Origin of the sequence: Pseudoalteromonas sp. c7(2019) (assembly GCF_011378625.1) — a bacterium.
Lineage (GTDB): Bacteria > Pseudomonadota > Gammaproteobacteria > Enterobacterales > Alteromonadaceae > Pseudoalteromonas > Pseudoalteromonas arctica.
Genome location: NZ_WTKS01000024.1, coordinates 12,730 through 28,396, shown reverse-complemented (window position 1 = coordinate 28,396; position 15,667 = coordinate 12,730). Strand labels below are relative to the sequence as shown.

The window sequence follows — 15,667 nt, the reverse complement described above, 5'->3', positions numbered from 1 at the left end:
ATCGATTAAAATACACGCTACAAGAGCATTAAACTTCAAAATTTACCTATTAACTTTTTATTTACATTGTGATTTTGTTCGTTAGTTTACGCTTTTAAAGGTAATAGGCAGCGGATGGTCGTACCTGTCCCTAATGTGCTGTTAACTTCTATTTTTCCGCCATGATCGCTCACCATAGCGTATACAAGTGTCATACCCATACCGGTACCTTCTCCAACTTCTTTTGTTGTATAAAAAGGGTCAAACATATGCGCTATTGTATCTTCACTCATTCCACAGCCATTATCTTTTACCTCAATACAGATATTTGTGTTTAGTTCAAAAATATTAACCTCAATAATGCAGCCTTTTTCTAAATCAAGCTCGCATGCTTGCCAAGCATTCATTAATAGATTTACAAAAATTTGATTAATTGATGATAAATTACACCAAATAAGTGGTAGGGGTTCAAACCGCGTTTTTATTTCGCATAATTTAAGTTTGCTACTTAATAATCTTAAAGCATTATTAGCACCCGTTGTTACATCGGTTAGTTGTTTATCTTGCGAGGAGGAGGGGTGGGCAAAGTTTAATAAGTCATGCACAATTTGTTTTATTCGTTTGAGCCCTTCAACGCTGTCGTTAACTTGTCCCTGCAAATTGTTATAAAGCCACGCATACGGATACTGTAAATTGAGTATGTCGATTTCGTGTTTAAAACGGCTTTCTTTAATTTCATTGTTTAAGTATTGCTCGTTAAGTTTTAGCAACGTGATAAGCAAAGGGGTAGAATTTTGTAAGCTTTCTATATTACTCATTGCATAGGCAAGCGGGGTATTTATTTCATGGGCTACGCCTGCACAAAGCGTTCCTAAGGTTGCCATTTTTTCGGTTTGCACAAACAGCATTTGCTGGTGTTCTAAATCGGCTACTTTTTTTTGTAATTCATTATTTATGGCAACTAAAACGGTGCTTTTATCTTTGAGTAATTGTTCTGCGGCCAAGCGCAGCTTTTGTTCGTTTAAAAAAGCACGTTCAAAATTACCATCTGATCCATTCATTCCTTTCATCCATATAGATAACTTTATACTTAACGTTTAGTCGTCTACATGCAAATTTGCAACTTTAGTGTGAGCATTTATCTACTTATAGATAATAACCACATTAGGTGACTCCTACTCTATATAAAAGGTAAGCATAAACAGGTCACGGATGTTTTTTTAAGCTATTATTTAGCCAGAAGTAATTTAAAGGCGGCGCAATGACTCAAGCAACACCAAACACACCGATGAATCAGGTTGATGTACTTTGCATTGATGATGATGAAATAGTACTACGCACATTAACCCGTTTACTTGAAGTAAATGGCCTGTCGGTTATTGTTTGCGATAATCCACAAAACGCATTAACACTTTTTAAAAATCATGAGTTTGGTTTAATTATTAGCGACATGCGCATGCCAGTAATGAACGGTGCCGAGTTTTTAGAAAAAGCACGCGCGCTGGCACCCGACACCCAACGTATTTTGTTAACCGGTTACGCCGATATACAAACAACCCTAGCGGCTGTTAACCAAGGTCAAATAAATGGCTATATTCAAAAGCCTTGGCAAAACGACTTATTACTTCGAAGCATTAAAGATAGCCTAGAAAAATTTGCGCTAAAAAAGCAAAACAAAAAATTAGAAACACAAGTTAAGGCACAAAACCAAGAACTACTTGAGCTAAACAACACGTTAGAGCAACGAGTAGAAAAACGTACCTTACAAATCAAACAAGTTTTAAAAAAGCTTGAAGATGCCAACGAGCGCGAAAAACAAGAGCACAAATCAACCGTTGAGCTGCTATATAATTTTGTTAACGCAAACCCTTATCTTGATGGCAACAAAGCACAAAATATTGCAAATACCTGTACACAAATAGCGCTTTACTTAAACCTGTCGCAAAAAAGCATTGATCTTGCCCCAATGGCTGGTTATTTAGCACAAATAGGTTTGCTTGCTATGGACCCTGAACTTTATAAAAAACCGCTAAATCGGTTAAATGAGCAACAGCGTAAGACCTTTTATACTCACCCAAGTACTGCACAATTAATGCTAATGCCAGCAATACATTTACACGATTTGTCGGATGCTATTTATTATCAGTTTGAACGTTTTAACGGAAATGGAATGCCCAAAGGCCTTGCTGGAAACGACATACCGATAGGGGCTATGGTATTAGGGTTAGCGCGCGATTACTGGGATGCGTTTGAGCAGAGCAATGCAAGCGATGAAAAGCAGCGCCATGAGGACGCACTCGAAAGTGTAAAACTTTATAGTGGTTCGTTTTACCACCCTAAAATAGTTCGTGCGCTTGAAGCAAGCCATGCAAAACTACACGAACAAAAAAGTTCAGCAGGATCAGTACTAATTTGTAATGCCCATGAACTCAAAGAGCAAATGATACTCGGCCATGCTCTGCACAGCCATTCGGGTATAATGTTGCTGCCTAAAGGTCATGTATTTAGCCGTAAATCAATAGAAAAACTGCAGCAACTAGAATCTAAAAAACCAGCCCCATTTAGAATTATGGTTAAAACTGCTAAATGATTGATCTAAACGGCAGTTTTTTTCGTTACAATGTGCATAAAATACATTATTGAATTTGCTTGAAGGAGCACTCTGTGTCGCGATTTTCTGCGGTTACTGACAATCCCCATGATGGGCGTTTTAACCAAAAAACGGGAATACTGCTTACTAACCTAGGTAGCCCTGATGCACCAACAGCTGCTGCGCTTCGTATATACTTACGTGAGTTTTTATCAGATCCACGCATTGTAGAAATACCACGCCTAGTATGGATGATAATTTTACATGGCATTATTTTGCGTGTGCGCCCTAAGCGTTCAGCTAAATTATACGAAAGTATATGGACCGAAAATGGCTCACCGCTTACTCACATTACTCGCCAACAAAGCGTAAAGCTAAATACCTTATTAAAAGAGCAAGGTTATACCAATACCGAAGTCGTAATGGCTATGCGCTATGGCAATCCCTCAATAGAGGCCGGCCTTGAGGAGCTTCGTGATAAAGGCTTAACGCGTATAATTATTTTACCAATGTACCCGCAATATTCTAGCCCAACCACGGGTTCAACGTTCGATGCTGTATCGAGCGTACTGCGTAAATGGCGCTGGGTGCCAGAGCTGCACTTTATTAATGGCTATCATAAAAACACCCGTTATATTGAGTCACTTGCTAATAGTATTAGTGAGGATTTAGAAGCGAATGGTATGCCACAAAAAATTGTTTTTTCGTATCACGGTATGCCTAAACTATTTTTAGAGCGAGGCGATCCGTACCATTGCCTATGTTTACAAACCACGCGTTTAGTTGTCGAAAAACTGGGCCTTGATAAAGACAAAGTAATTAGTACTTTTCAAAGTCGATTTGGTAAAGCCGAGTGGTTAAAGCCTTACACCGACGCAACGCTTGAAGCCCTGCCTGATGAGGGTATTACCGATGTAGCTATTATCAGCCCAGCTTTTAGCGCCGACTGCCTAGAAACACTTGAAGAGCTTGAAGGCGAAAATCGTGAAATATTCGAAAACGCAGGCGGCAAAAAATACCGTTACATAGCGGCACTAAACGACAGAGACGACCATATAGAAGCTGTGTTTGATGTTATAAAACCTATGTTGTAACCCAAGCTTACTAAAGCACATAGCTAAACATATTTCGCATTAAGCGGTGTTAAAATTAACACCACTTTTTTTGTTTTTAGGGCTTTTAAAATATTTAGTTAATTAATTCACAAAGAGCTTAAGAGACGCTGCGCTTTTAGAGTAGTGATAAAACATAAATATACTGGTTTTTGTTTTTAGCTTTTCTCATTTACTCCTCTTTTACTTCTCATTTACTCCTCTTTTACTTCTCATTGTGCAAATAAAAGCTTTTAAAGAGCTAATTAATTCACAAAGAGGTTAAGAGGCGCTGCGCTTTTAGAGTAGTGATAAAACATAAAAATACTGTTTTTGGCTTTTCTCATTTACTCCTCTTTTACTTCTCATTGTGCAAATAGAAGCTTTTAAAGGGCGAATTATCCACAAAGAGGTTAAGAGGCGCTGCGCTTTTAAAGTAAGTGATACATATTGGCCGATCTGGTTTTTCTCAGTTATTACTGATTACTTTATCTTTGTGAAAGAAATTACTTATACTTTTAATAATAATTAAAATAAATAAAAACGCATTGTGGAAGGGGGAGAATACCTAAGCAACAGCAATTAAACGCTATCGCTTAAAGTATAAATCAATCGCTTTAGTGAGGAGCTCGTCGAGTTGCTCTTCAAATTCTTCAATATTAATATCAAAGTGCTTTAAGTAAGCTCGAGCCTGCACAAGGGATAAATTACGGCTGTTAACGCTATATTGTCGCTCGTCTATGGTTTTATCGTAACGAGGTAAAAATACAAATTGGCCATAAAATGGTGACTTAATATGTTTATTTGCAAAACGACAAAAATCTTCAACATGCTCAGCACCCTTAGGGCCAAGGCAACCGGGCTCGATGCGATACATTAAGCGAATTTTTTTGTCGTCATTTATTTGCATATAAAGCCTTTATCTAAAAAACAGTACGCGTACTATTTTTCCATCTTTAATTTGGTAACTCGAAATAAGTTCTGAACGTTTATCAACTACCTTTTCGTCAGTTGAGCAGGTTTCTGATAGTTCGTGATCAATCACTATATCACCGTGCACTATGCGCTTAATTGGTGATGAGTGAATACACTTTAACTTTTTAAACATTAGCCCATAACGTTCTATTAGTTTTTCTTTACCTTTAAATAATAGCTCATTAGGGAAAATATAAAACTCAACATCTTCGGCATATACCCGCAGAAACTCTTCAATGTTACGCGCGTTATAGGCTTTAACTAACTGCTCTACTACCGCAAGTGATTCGCGCGATTGCTTAGCTTTAGTTTGCTGCTTAACTGTTAGCGCTTCTTTTGCTTGCGTAACTGCTTTTTCAGCTTCGGCTACTGCCACTGCTTTTTCTATTTTATTTTTAGGCTTTTCAGTGGGTTTAATCTGCTCGTTACCTAATACTTTTGAATCGTCTGGTTTAGTCGCATCAATTGTTGGCTTTTTAAGCTCAGGTGCTTTGTATTCAAGCGTATTTACTTTGTCGTCAGCTTTAGCCTGAGTTGTTGATTGCTCATCTTCAACTTTTGGTTTTTCAACGTTTGCTTGAGCTTCAACTTGCTGCTCTTTTTGCTCAGGCTCGCTTTGTTCTGCGGCGTAAGTAATAAGTGCAACTGTAGTAATTAACGAGGCAAAAATAATAGATAACGGTTTCATAACTTTCCTAAAATGAACACTAAACACGTGTAATACCAATTACATTAAATAAGTGATCTATTATAGCGTCAAGAAAATAGCACAATAACAAGGCGAAAATTGTGACATATAGTTGTTCTATATGAATAACTTTTAACGCAGTTAGTGAGTTATTTAATGCGATAGAATGATCATATTTTTGATAATATTGGTATAAGGGTGCAACATAGCAAATTTTAACGTTATCGGGTAGTTAATACCACCACTGTAGCCTACCAGTACTGCTCTACAGTAATGTTACCGGGTGCTTTGCGGCGGTTACGCGTAAAGTTTTTATCGAGAAGTAGCGCTGTTGTGTCTTTTACCATTTGTGGATTTCCGCAAATCATAAATTGCGCGTTACTAGGCTCAGGGTTTAATTTTACATGTTCAAACAAGCCGTTGCTCTCAATAGCGTTAGTAATCCGGCCACTTAAGCCTTGTAATGGCTCTTCTCTACTTACAACGGGAATATAGTTGAGTTGTTCTGGGTACACTCGTAATAGTTCGTTAATAAGTGCCTGATAGCTCAAATCGTTATTAAAACGTACGCCATGCACTAAGTTTATGCTTTTGTATTTTTTCCACACATCGGGCTGTTGTAATATCGATAAAAAAGGCCCTATGGCAGTGCCAGTACCTAACATCCAAAGCTGATCGCTTTGTGGTATTTCATCAAGGGTAAAAAAGCCAGTTGCGCGTTGTTCTATTAATACGGTTTCGCCAGGTTGTAATGTAGCTAAACGAGGAGAAAGCAAACCGTCAATAACGTTAATAAGGTAAAATTCAAGATCGGGATTTTCAGGGGCATTCACATATGAATAAGCCCGAGCAATACGCTTGTCGCCATCCATTATAGAAAGCTTTGTAAATTGCCCTGCTTTAAACGGCTCTACATTAGCATTAACGGTTAAGCTAAAGAGCGTTTCGCTCCACCATGTTACGCTTTTTACTGTTGCTTCAACCCAATTAGACATAGTTACCTCTTGGTTTAGCCATTAAAGTTTTAAATAACTCACTCCATAAACATTAGCATTAAGTGACAAAGACTTACAGGAGAATATGACTAGATTTAAAGCAGTAATGTATGCAGAATTTACCAATAAAATAATGTGAATAATTAGCTCTGCGATAAGAGCCATTAATTGCATAAGGAAAAGCGAAGCAGCAGTAACTAAGAAAAATAAAGTCAAAAAAACAGTGCTTTTTTATTTTATCACTCACTTTAAAAGCGATGCGTCTTATATCACCATTAGTGAATTATTTACTTGAAAAACTATTGCACTAGGAGAAGCCAAAGAGGAGTAAATGAGAAGAACCAAGCCAGAAACGAGTATTTTATCACTGACTCTAAAAGCGTAGCGTCTCTTAACCTCTTAGTGAATTATTTATTTAAGCCTTTATTAATTAATTTTATAGTTAAACTCAAATTCCACACATAAAAAAACGGCGCTAAATTTAGCACCGTTTTTATAAGCAATTAGAAAAAGTTTACGCTTTTTTCTCTTCACAACTTGCTAGGTATTCGTCAAACGTACCTTGGAAGTCGATTACTTTTTTATCTTTAATATCAATGATACGCGTAGCTAATGACGATACAAACTCGCGGTCATGGCTTACAAAAATAAGCGTACCTTCAAAGTCTTTAAGCGCATTGTTAAGCGCTTCAATGGCTTCCATATCCATGTGGTTAGTTGGTTCGTCCATAACAAGCACATTAACGTCTTGCATCATTAACTTACCAAATAACAGGCGGTTTTTTTCACCACCAGAACAGTTACGCGCTTTTTTGTTTGAATCGTCTGCTGTAAACAACAAACGGCCTAACATGCCACGAACCATTAAATCGTTGTGCTTAGCTGTACGCCATTGCGACATCCAATCAAACAACGTTAAATCGTTTTCAAAATCTTTAGTGCTGTCTTGCGGGCAATAGCCAAAGGTCGCATTTTCAGACCATTTAATTTCGCCTTCATTACTTTTAAGCTCATCTACTAAACAGCGTAAAAATGTAGTTTTACCCACACCATTTTCGCCAATTACAGCAAGCTTAGCGCCAGCTTCTAGTAGTAAGTCGCCACCAGTAAATAACGTTTCGCCATCAAAACCATGGCCAAGCTTATTAACTTCAAGCGCTTGACGATACATTTTTTTACCTTCGTCAAACGAAAGTGATGGGCTCATACGGCTTGAAGATTTAACTTCATCAAGCTTAATTTTATCCATTTTTTTAGCACGCGAACTCGCTTGCTTAGCTTTTGAAGCGTTAGCACCAAAACGGTTAACAAAGTCTTGTAGCTCGTCAATCTCAGCGCTCTTTTTAGCATTTTCAGCTAAAAGTTGCTCGCGTTGTAGGCCCGCAGCATCTAAAAACTTCTCGTAGTTACCAGGGTAAATACGCAGCTCGCCGTAATCAATGTCGGCCATGTGTGTACATACCGAGTTTAAAAAGTGACGGTCATGGGAAATAATAATCATCGTACATTTACGTTTGTTAAGCTCGTTTGCAAGCCACGTAATTGTATGAATATCCAAGTTATTGGTAGGCTCATCCAGTAGCAAAATGTCAGGATTTGCAAATAACGCTTGTGCTAAAAGCACACGTAGTTTCCAACCTGGAGCAACGTTTGCCATTAACCCGTAATGAAATTCTTTATCGATACCCGCTTCAAGCAAAATTTCTTCAGCGCGGCTCTCTGCCGTGTAACCGTCCATTTCAGCAAATACGCTTTCAAGATCGGCTACTTTCATGCCGTCGTCTTCGCTCATTTCTGGTAACGAGTAAATACGTTCGCGCTCTTGCTTTACTTTCCAAAGCTCCACGTCGCCCATAATTACCGCGTCTACAACGCTGTATTGCTCAAAAGCAAACTGGTCTTGGCTTAGGTTACCTACTTTTAACCCTGGAGTAATAGATACATTACCCGCACTTGGAACAAGCGCACCGCTTAAAATTTTCATGAAAGTCGACTTGCCGCAGCCGTTAGCGCCAATTAAACCGTAACGGTTACCGTTACCAAATTTAGCTGAAATGTTTTCAAACAACGGCTCTGCGCCAAACTGCATCGTAATATTTGCGGTGGAGATCAAAAAGGGTAATCCTAGATTAGTACTGACAGGAGTACGCTGCAGCAACACGCCACAAACAAGAACCAGACAATAGGGTAAATTAGCTGGCGAATTATACAGATCAGCCACAACTAATGAAAGATAAAAGGCAGCTAATTTATAACCAAGCGAAAATAACGGCAATTCTCGTTTTTAAGCCACTATTTTTAGCGTATGTAGTGTTGAATGTGCTTACAGCCACAATGTAAATAATTACTAACGCCAGGCAATATTAAAGAAGTGTTGCAGCTAAAGAGCTAAGTTATTGCCCATGCTTTAATGCACAGGTTGATAAATTAACTTTATAGCAGCCGCATTTTTAGTAATTAATTGATTAATGGTCGCCACGTCATCAAGTGTTAGCGACTCCTTGCTTAGCATAAAATGCACATTGTTAACGTTAATCGGTGTAATAGACTTTACCTGCGTAATTGAGGGGTGTTTTTTTACAAAGTACTGCGCAACCACTGAGTCTTCAATAACATAGTCGATTCGTTTTTTATCTAACATGCTAAATCGATTATTTGCTTGAGCAGTAAGCACTACCTGTGTTGAATACTTAGTTTTTAGTTGTTCAAGCTCGTTACCAAAAAAGCTTCCTCGGTTAATACCAGCTGTAAACTCCTTACTAAAAAGCTCAGGTAAGCTTGTCACATCAGGCGAGTCTTTATGTTTATAAAGATGCATAACTTCTTCGCGGTAGGGCAAACTAAAGTGCGCATATTGAGCGCGTTTTTTTGTATAACTTGCCGCGTAGGTCATATCTACTCGGCCATTTTTAAGCTCAGCTTGAACACGCGAAAAACTCGGAAAATAAGTCCATTTAATACAAAATTTTGAATCTTTAAAAATAGCGTTTACAGCATCCACTTCTGTGCCTAAAAATGTATCACCTTGTTTAACAAGATAAGGCGGCCAATTGGTTTCGTTAGTGCCCATTACTAATGTTTTTGAACACGCAAGGGCATTAAAGTGAGTAAATAGCAGTGTAGTAAATGCTAAAAATAAAGTTTTCATTACACTCCTTAAATTAGTGTTCAAACAACGCTTTAAGTGCTGTTTTATTTTTGTTTATATATTCATTAATTACCGCAAGCTCAGTAACCGACACCGTTTGTTTGCTAAACATTAAATAAATATCGTCTTTATTTACATGCTCAATATTGGTTACTAATTTTATATTTGAGCCTTTTTTGCCAAAATAAGCCCCCACTAACTCGTCTTCAATAGCAAAATCAATACGTTGTTTATTAAGCATTTCAAAGCGTTTACTGGTTGCACTGGTGTATTCAATCTGCTTTTTATATTTAGTTTTATATTGCTCAAACTTCTCGCCGTAATAGCTTCCTAAGTTAGCGCCAACAATAAAGCCTTGTTTAAAAATGTCTTCGAGGTTTTTAACACTATGCTGATTATTTTTGTTTTCGTATAAGCGCATAACCTCAGTTCGGTAGTTATCACTAAAGTGCACATATTTAGCGCGCTCGTCTGTATAACTTGCAGCCCATCCTAAATCAATACGGCCGTATTTAAGCTCAATAAAAGCCCGCTTAGAATTTGGCAGTAACTTAACTTCAAAACAAAAAGGGGAGTCAGCAAATATAATGTTAAGCGCATCAACCTCCAAGCCTTGCAGCTTACCGTTAATGCCCATTACATAAGGCGGCCAAAAAGCATCGTGCGATGCCACGCTAAAGGTTCTCTCACAAGCAAATACATTAAATGGAGCCGTAAACAGCAAACATAAAAATACAGTAATTAATTTATTCATTGCGCCTCATAGTTATTATTTTTGCTTATTATTACAACAGTATAAACCAGCTTTTGTATTTTAGCGGCGCGGGCTTGTTAAATTTGTAAATATTCCGTTAAAAATTCATTTTTAGGATAAAACAACTAAACTAGCGTTGTTGGTAGCTTTATCTATGGGTACACTAATAATAAATTTATACATAGCAGGGCACGTTATGTCACCAGCCAAAATACGCAGTGATGTTATAAAACTCAGTGAATTAAGCACTAAAAAACCAGATTATTACTTTATCCAAGGCTACTTAATGGGATTAGGTGTATTACCTCAACTACTTGTTCCCAGTGAGTGGCACCCAGATCTATTTGGAGAGTTTAATATTCAAAACGAGACTGAGCTAAAATACCTCGAAAGCTTAATGGCTCTGTATAACCAAAGCATGGATAAAATAATTCAAAACGAATTAAAAATGCCAGCAAAATGCAGCCTATCTAAACAAGACTACCGTGAGTCACTAAAGCCGAATATGCCCCTACCAAATTACTGTAAAGGGGTTTTACAGGCGCTTAAACACGTAAATAAACGTGCACTTAATGCACTACAAAAACAGGCTGTTGATAGCCTAAGTGGCGTTTTAAAAGCTTTTACTAGCGAAAAAGCAGCGGCAAAAGTATTTGGTGAATTTGCCCAATACAATGCTCAAGAATACAAACGTAATTATGTTTATTACATGGCCGACGCTATTTTTGAGCTTCGCTTTAGTAACGACCTAACTTTAAGTGATGAAGATGAGGCCGAATTTAACAGCACCTTTTTAGACGAAGAACCAAATGAATTAGATGAGCTTGATGAATTACTTGAACTGGTACTTGCCGATACAGAGCTAAAAGCACTTGAACCAATGCAAATGCTTTTAGAAATAATGGAAAGTGGGCTCATAACAAAGCAATTTATTAAAGACAACACCGGGTACTTTTGGGGCTTGCACGAAACCCGACCTTATATGATGCTTCGCGCGCATCGAGCAAAAATACATGCACTGCATGGTTATACCCAAAAAGCGCAATCAGAACTCGAAGAGTTATTAAAGCTAAACCCAAACGACAATCAAGCAAACCGCTTTTTATTAATGAACTGCCTAATCATTAATAAACAATGGGATAAGCTAGACGCTCTATTGGCCGACTTTGATTTTCAAGAACTACATGCAACAGCCAGCCGAGCGCTAAGTACTTTTGTAAAGCATGGTGATTCAAAACCAGCTAACGATTACAAAAAAATGCTCCAGCAGCAAAATAAACACTTTACCAAAATACTCACCGGCCAAGAAAAACTAAAAGAACAACAGCCGCCATATTTCAGCCCAGGCAGTAAAGAAGAGGTAGGTGTTTATCTTGATTCGTTAGGTAAACAAGCGTGGATTTCGGTGCCTGCGAGCCTTTTTTGGTTGAGAAAAAAGTAATAACAATTCGCGTAAAAAGTGCTAAGCGTGATTTATGTCGCGCTCAGTGCTCAACATAAGCACTTAATAACAACGGCGTATTAATTTAAAAATTTCTACTTATTAAGCCTATATTTAATGCGCTTGTTCCTGTAGATTAAACAAATAATGAATGCAGTATTAACAGTGTCTTAGCTGTTAAACGATTAGCCAAGGAGCGGTAAGTCTCGTGTCAAACACCACACTTACTTATTACAACCAAAATGCCAAAGCCTTTAGCGACTCAACACTTAACGTTGATATGTCGGCGCTTTACGCTGAGTTTTTACCGCACGTTGCACAACATGGACGTATTTTAGATGCCGGTTGTGGCAGCGCGCGCGATGCCGCATTTTTCAAAGCGCAGGGTTTTACTGTAAGTGCGTTTGATGCAAGCCCAGAGCTGGCAGAGTTGGCAAGCAGTTACTTACAACAACCTGTAGCGGTTAAAACATTCCAAGAGCTAAATAGTGTAAATCAATACGACGGTATTTGGTGCTGCGCTAGTTTATTACACGTTCCAAAAGCTGAGTTACCGCAGGTATTTTTAAACCTACGAAATGCGCTCAAACCGAATGGTGTTTTGTATGTATCGTTTAAATATGGCGATACAGAGCGTGTGCATAATGGTCGTGAATTTACCGATTTAAACGAAAATGCTTTAACGCATTTACTTAGCCATACGCAGTTAAAAGCTATTAAACAATGGCAAAGCGTTGATCAGCGCCCAGATCGCGAAAGTGAAGTGTGGCTAAATGCGCTTATAAAAGTAGTACACGTTTTATGATTGGATCAATGCAGCAACAGCTCGACTTTATTGCTTACATTCAGCGCTTATTAGTTGAAGGTGATTTTAGTGCTACTTATAAGTTTGCACTTTTACATGCACTGGCTGATATTAGTATCGAAAAACATCACGCCGATCCGCAAGCACAGTTACAAATAAAATTTGATGAATTAGTCGATAAATTTATTACTTTATATTGGCACCAAGCATCGCCATTTGGTGCAATTGGTAATAATAGAGAGCAACTACTTTTACAAAATACCAACTCTAATAAACAAGCCAAAATTATAACCACGCTTCATGATGCAAAATTAAATAATATTAATTCAATTAGCCAATTAAAAAAGAGCCAAGGTTGGAAAAATATACGTAGCTCAACACTAAAAACCATTAAAGACGGCCCGCTATGGCTCTTACAAAAATTAAATGGCAAAGAAGAGTGTTTCTTGTATCCCCATATTAAAGGCCAATCATACATTACTTTAAATGAAGGTATTGCAGGCTGCTTTAGGCGTTTTTACGACCTAGTTGTTTATTTAGCAAAAAATGCATGGCTGCAAAAAATTCAAAGTATTAAGCATAACCAAGCCTTAATTGGCCCACAAAGCCAACTACATGATTTTTTATTCGGCTTTGATCGCAATGCACTGAGTAAGGCAAAGCCTGTGTTGATAGAGCTTCAGCACGGCAATTGTTTTTATTGCCAAAAACCGTTGAACAGTAAAACCGAGGTTGATCACTTTATACCGTTTGCTCGTTACGCAAATGATTTAGGTCATAACTTTGTGGCAGCACATAGCACCTGTAATAACAGTAAAAGTGACTTTTTAGCAGCGCAACTTCACCGCGAACGTTGGCAAGAACAAAATTTAGTGATTAATAGCCAGCATTTAACAAGTGAACTTAGTAATTACTTTAATTGTGATTCAGATAAGTCACTTGCAGTAAGTAATTGGGCATATCAGGTAGCGCAGGTTAACAGTGCAAAATTATGGGTAAAGAAAGGTTATTTTGAAGAAGCGGCTGGTTTTAAATATCAGCAACCAAGTGCAGGGCTGGATTTAGTAGCGGAAGAAAAGCCAAGGTATGACGTGTAATACAGAATTTGTAGTTCGTGCTGTAGGTGTGGGTTTATCTCGCGCTTTAACTTGTAGGCGCAGAGCTTGCTCGCGCGAAAAGCGAAGCTTTTAAATTTCGGTGTAATTAATGTGTAGGTGTGATTTTACATCGCGCTCATAAATTGGTGTTTTGGCGTATGGATTTAGATATTTAAAAACCTTTATTCGAGGTTATATCGCGTTGGCGATGGCAACCAAAGGGCGGCTGCCGCCGACCGCCCTTTGGAATCCCACGGCGCACCCGAGGATCACACTTTATCTTCAACTTACGTTAATGATGTGAACGTAACCAGCGTGGATAGGCCATCCATGGCCAAGCTACGCTTTGTACAGCATCCATGCTGTAAATTACTCATCATTAACTAAGTTTCAGGTGTGATCACGGGGAATTGGCGTGTGTTGATGGATTGGTGTTTATTTATAAGGGCGGGAGTCTTCTAGGATTAACGATAAGAATATAGTTTATAAAACACAATAATATAACGAGGAAAGAAAGTGCTAAATTCATTACGACTGAGAAATTTCAGGAGCTTTTCTGATGATCAAGAAAATCCATTTATTAATCTAAAACCACTTACTATATTTGTTGGAAAAAATAGTAGTGGAAAAAGCACTTTTTTAAGATCACTACCCTTACTACGACAATCAATTGAGGTTAAAACTACAGGTCCTTTATTATGGTATGGATCTTATATAGATTTTGGAGCATTTTCTGAAGTAAAAAAGTTCGAAAGTGAGAGTAACGAAGTATACATCGACTTTGATCTTGATATAAATTACAAAGACCTTAATGATATCTTTTTGTTTCCATGGGATAGAGGCCGGTTTCTTCGCGAAAAATTACAAACAAGAATAGAGCTTGGTGTGGGGGAAGTTGATAAAAAAACAGTTTTAAAAAGCTTAAAAATATATATCGATGATATTGAGTACAAAATGTTATTTGATAGCAGTGGTAAATGTCGTTTAATTATTGATGGATATGAATATGAAGATTTAGATAATATTGTTTATATAGAAAATGATCAATTTCTTCCACAAATTGGTGGGGTTAATTTAAGACAAAGAAAGTCAGGAGATAAAATAGAAAAAGTAAAACTTTGGGATCCTAATTACCTAGAAAGATTTTTTTCAGAGCAACTCGATAATAAGTTAAAAGAAATATTTAGTGCAGGAACAGGACAAGAAAAGATAAAGAAAGGGACCTCAAAATTAGATTTAATATACGAAGTAGATACAAAAAGATTTTTGAAAAAAATATTTTCAGATCAAAAAGTTTTTATGAAAAAAATAGAAAGTTGTAATGAGGTATTTTTAAAAGAAATTTACTCTCTATGTATCCATAAAAGTTTGGCTCGTGTAATTAGAGTAATTAACAAGGACATGGAGAAAACTTTAAAAAATATAAGGTATATCGCTCCCTTACGAGCTACGGCTGAGAGATATTATCGTCATCAAGACCTCCAAGTTAAAGAGATAGATCATACAGGTTCAAACTTAGCTATGTTATTGAGATCTCTAAGCGTTAAACATACTGGAGAGTTTACTCGTTGGACTAAGGAAAACTTTGGTTTTAAAGTTCGTGTTGAAGAAGATGGATTACATTATGCTTTAAAAATACAAACAGATGAAGATCAAAAGGAATACAATATTAACGATATGGGATTTGGTTTTTCTCAAATATTACCGATTGTTACTTCTATTTGGATTGAAATTAGTAATAAATTTCCTGATGATTTACATCGACGAGATACTAGTAAAAAGCAATTAATATTTGCAATTGAGCAACCAGAGTTACATCTACATCCTGAATATCAATCTAAACTCGCTACTGTGTTCGCAAGAGTGATTAAAGTAGCTGAACTAAATAACATACATCTAAACATAATCTTTGAAACACATAGTAAAACAATGGTGGATACTATTGGCGACTGTATAGATGAAAATATTATAGCTAATGATGATGTCAATATAGTGTTGTTTGAAAAAGACATAAAAACTAGTTCAACTAAAGTTAATTTTGCCACTTTCGATAACGATGGTGACCTAAATAATTGGCCTATTGGCTTTTTTTACGGTAGGTAAT

At 37.3% G+C, this 15,667-nt stretch carries 13 protein-coding genes; 6 read left to right on the top strand and 7 right to left on the bottom strand.

The window, feature by feature from the left end; all coding sequences use genetic code 11:
- Positions 1 to 86: 86 nt before the first annotated feature.
- Complete coding sequence (locus tag GQR38_RS19000) at positions 87 to 1,040, bottom strand: HAMP domain-containing sensor histidine kinase (protein ID WP_165722940.1); 954 nt, start codon at positions 1,038 to 1,040, stop codon at positions 87 to 89.
- Between the two features lie 200 nt (positions 1,041 to 1,240).
- Between GQR38_RS19000 and GQR38_RS18995 the strand changes: the two genes are divergently transcribed.
- Together GQR38_RS18995 and hemH are read left to right on the top strand one after the other, a co-directional pair.
- Positions 1,241 to 2,569 carry an HD domain-containing phosphohydrolase gene (locus GQR38_RS18995; RefSeq protein ID WP_165722941.1) on the top strand — a complete coding sequence of 443 codons (1,329 nt, stop codon included), beginning with the start codon at positions 1,241 to 1,243 and terminating at the stop codon, positions 2,567 to 2,569.
- Positions 2,570 to 2,643: 74 nt separating this feature from the next.
- Positions 2,644 to 3,663: a ferrochelatase gene (hemH, locus tag GQR38_RS18990; protein ID WP_007583511.1), complete on the top strand. Its 1,020-nt coding sequence runs from the start codon at positions 2,644 to 2,646 to the stop codon at positions 3,661 to 3,663.
- Positions 3,664 to 4,249: 586 nt separating this feature from the next.
- Here hemH and GQR38_RS18985 read toward each other — a convergent pair.
- The 6 genes from GQR38_RS18985 to GQR38_RS18960 form a co-directional block, all read right to left on the bottom strand.
- Positions 4,250 to 4,570 carry a hypothetical protein gene (locus GQR38_RS18985; RefSeq protein ID WP_007583509.1) on the bottom strand — a complete coding sequence of 107 codons (321 nt, stop codon included), beginning with the start codon at positions 4,568 to 4,570 and terminating at the stop codon, positions 4,250 to 4,252.
- Positions 4,571 to 4,579: 9 nt separating this feature from the next.
- On the bottom strand, positions 4,580 to 5,323 hold the full coding sequence (locus GQR38_RS18980; RefSeq protein ID WP_165722942.1) for a nuclear transport factor 2 family protein: 744 nt from the start codon (positions 5,321 to 5,323) through the stop codon (positions 4,580 to 4,582).
- Positions 5,324 to 5,574: 251 nt separating this feature from the next.
- Complete coding sequence (locus tag GQR38_RS18975; RefSeq protein ID WP_024591141.1) at positions 5,575 to 6,318, bottom strand: ferredoxin--NADP reductase; 744 nt, start codon at positions 6,316 to 6,318, stop codon at positions 5,575 to 5,577.
- 514 nt (positions 6,319 to 6,832) lie between these two features.
- Positions 6,833 to 8,431: an ABC-F family ATPase gene (locus tag GQR38_RS18970; protein ID WP_165722943.1), complete on the bottom strand. Its 1,599-nt coding sequence runs from the start codon at positions 8,429 to 8,431 to the stop codon at positions 6,833 to 6,835.
- A gap of 294 nt (positions 8,432 to 8,725) precedes the next feature.
- Positions 8,726 to 9,466, bottom strand: coding sequence for a transporter substrate-binding domain-containing protein (locus GQR38_RS18965; RefSeq protein WP_165722944.1), 741 nt, complete (start codon positions 9,464 to 9,466; stop codon positions 8,726 to 8,728).
- A 13-nt stretch (positions 9,467 to 9,479) separates the two neighbouring features.
- Entirely contained in the window at positions 9,480 to 10,220 is a 741-nt protein-coding gene (locus tag GQR38_RS18960; RefSeq protein ID WP_165722945.1) for a transporter substrate-binding domain-containing protein, read from the bottom strand.
- Positions 10,221 to 10,416: 196 nt separating this feature from the next.
- Here GQR38_RS18960 and GQR38_RS18955 point away from each other — a divergent pair, with 196 nt between their 5' ends.
- The 4 genes from GQR38_RS18955 (at position 10,417) to GQR38_RS18940 (ending at position 15,666) form a co-directional block, all read left to right on the top strand.
- The gene (locus GQR38_RS18955; protein WP_165722946.1) at positions 10,417 to 11,661 is read left to right on the top strand and encodes a UPF0149 family protein; all 1,245 of its coding nucleotides are present in this window, start codon (positions 10,417 to 10,419) and stop codon (positions 11,659 to 11,661) included.
- Positions 11,662 to 11,869: 208 nt separating this feature from the next.
- The gene (locus GQR38_RS18950) at positions 11,870 to 12,466 is read left to right on the top strand and encodes a class I SAM-dependent methyltransferase (protein ID WP_165722947.1); all 597 of its coding nucleotides are present in this window, start codon (positions 11,870 to 11,872) and stop codon (positions 12,464 to 12,466) included.
- The gene (locus tag GQR38_RS18945; protein ID WP_165722948.1) at positions 12,463 to 13,563 is read left to right on the top strand and encodes an HNH endonuclease; all 1,101 of its coding nucleotides are present in this window, start codon (positions 12,463 to 12,465) and stop codon (positions 13,561 to 13,563) included. The genes GQR38_RS18950 and GQR38_RS18945 overlap by 4 nt, the downstream gene beginning before the upstream one ends.
- A gap of 516 nt (positions 13,564 to 14,079) precedes the next feature.
- The gene (locus GQR38_RS18940) at positions 14,080 to 15,666 is read left to right on the top strand and encodes an AAA family ATPase (RefSeq protein ID WP_165722949.1); all 1,587 of its coding nucleotides are present in this window, start codon (positions 14,080 to 14,082) and stop codon (positions 15,664 to 15,666) included.
- Position 15,667: the final 1 nt, after the last annotated feature.